The organism is Candidatus Mycoplasma haematohominis (assembly GCF_902712995.1).
GTDB classification, from domain to species: Bacteria; Bacillota_I; Bacilli_A; order Mycoplasmatales; family Mycoplasmoidaceae; genus Eperythrozoon_B; species Eperythrozoon_B haematohominis.
The window spans coordinates 1-1378 of record NZ_CACTIB010000010.1 but is presented as its reverse complement, the minus strand read 5'-3'; the positions used below and the strand labels follow the sequence as shown (position 1 = coordinate 1378).

General features: G+C 35.4%; 2 protein-coding genes. Both read right to left on the bottom strand.

Annotated elements, in window-relative coordinates; genetic code table 4:
• The coding region (locus tag H6411_RS02190; protein WP_216083009.1) for an MFS transporter at positions 1–1126 on the bottom strand (1126 nt) is incomplete at its 3' end.
• 22 nt (positions 1127–1148) lie between these two features.
• Positions 1149–1378: putative dsRNA-binding protein (locus H6411_RS02185; RefSeq protein WP_246307736.1), on the bottom strand; the 230-nt coding region annotated here is incomplete at its 5' end.

The following is a 1378-nucleotide window of genomic DNA, read 5'->3' as shown; positions in this document are numbered from 1 at the left end:
AGAATGCAAAAATGAATACTGAGTAGAAAATAACAACAGAAGCTATAGAAGTATCAGAAATGTGCGCTGCTCCGAAAATTAAAGCTCAACAAAGAACACCAATTAAACAACAACCTACAACACAAGGTTTTCTTTGAAATTGCAATTTACTCCACTTACCGATACACATACCACCCAAACAACCAACATAGAAACAGCAGCAGTAGATCCTTTTCCAACTAACATGCGCGCTATCTAGACTCTTAACCAAATTTTGATTAATCTTCCCAACCAACTCTGGAGTCACCCAAGAAACCATCAAAGAAGCAACCAATAAAAAGCTGTATCAAAAAATCCAAAACCATAGACTTCGTTCTTTAATAATTCCTGAATAAGTGTTTTCTGGTTTTTCCAACTGTTCCAATTCTTGTTCAGCATTATCAGCAGTATTGAAGTTTTTGGCAAACAGAAAGTATCCAACTAAAGGAATAAGAGAAAGACCAGCACAAATAGAAGCAACTGTTTGCCAGTTATCCTGGAAGTATTTAAGTGGCCCATTTGAACTTGTTCCTTCATAAACAAACAAAGAATGAGCTACCAAAGCACCAAATAAATAAGCAGTAGGAGTTATTGCAGAAAGTATTCCCTTACCACGTAAATCAAAAAATCTAGCAATAATAGGTTGAACCAAAATAATCAACATGGTTCCACCAAAGCCCATGAACATCCTTCCTAAAACGAAAAGAGAATAGTGGGGCATGTATATCAAAGGAAGCGCAGCGGAGTTCAATAAAAGAGCAATTAAAGCTGCTCTTCTGTGAGTAAACTTAACTACCAATCAGGCAACACCTATAGTCGCTAATCCTCTTGCGAAAGTAACTGCATAACCAATAAGTTGAGTTTGAACTGTAGATTTAGCAGTCGCATCAGTTAAACCATGACCTATGAAATCTTTCAATCAACCTTGAGAAGCAGTCCCCTTAAGGTTGTCCATAATAATCCAGTTCAAACAGAAAACAAAGTAACCAAAATACAGCATGGCTCACATAAGCAGGCCAAATATCTTCCTACTTTTTTCTGTAGAATTCTGAAGAAAACTAAGATCTTCATTCCCAGAAAAATGCTCCTTAATTTTTAAAAATAACATGTCATTTTTTCAGATATCATCATTAAACTTCTCCTATCCTATTTGATTTTATTAGAGAATCTTTGGCTGCCATCTGTTCCGCATCCTTTAATTTAGTGCCTTTTCCTCATCCTCTAACCTGATTACCTCAACTAACAGAAACAGTAAATATAGTGGCTTTGCCTTTTTCTGATGTTGTTTCTTCCAAAGAATAAATTATCTTCTTATTTCCATTTGCTTGAGCTCATTCTTGTAATTTTGTCTTATAGTCTA